We start from the raw sequence: 429 nt of genomic DNA on the forward strand, positions 1-429 counted from the left end.
GGCCAGCACCGGCTCGGCATCGGCGATCACCTTGACCCCGTAAGGCCCCAGCACCACGCCCGCGGCCAGATAGCCCAGCACCGCGCCCAGCCCGAACTTGCGGAACACCGGCACCGCGATCACCGCGGCCAGCAGGAACAACAACGCAAGCTCTAGACCGCCACCGTGCATGGGCACCTCCGGCTGGGATTATGGCGCGCGCCGGCGCCGGTTGGGGGTTCTCGGATGAGACGATGAATCGCTGGCAACGCGCTGGGCCGGCGCCGGATGACCGAGATGATTTACCTATGGTCATCTGGCAGCCGGTTTTCAATCGCCGCCGCGTGCTTGCGCGGCCGGCCGTGGTCGGGCCTGCCGTGTAGCATCCTCGCGTCGTATTGCGGTTTTTCGTCCCGCCGATCCGTCGGCGCCGTCATGGAGCATCGCTGC

At 67.8% G+C, this 429-nt stretch carries 1 protein-coding gene; it reads right to left on the reverse strand.

Features of this window, described 5'->3' with window-relative positions; all coding sequences use genetic code 11:
• Nucleotides 1–171: hypothetical protein (locus HKX41_10500; protein NNC24563.1), on the reverse strand; the 171-nt coding region annotated here is incomplete at its 3' end.
• Between the last annotated feature and the right edge of the window lie 258 nt (nucleotides 172–429).

Source organism: Salifodinibacter halophilus, assembly GCA_012999515.1.
Taxonomy (GTDB): Bacteria; Pseudomonadota; Gammaproteobacteria; order Nevskiales; family Salinisphaeraceae; genus Salifodinibacter; species Salifodinibacter halophilus.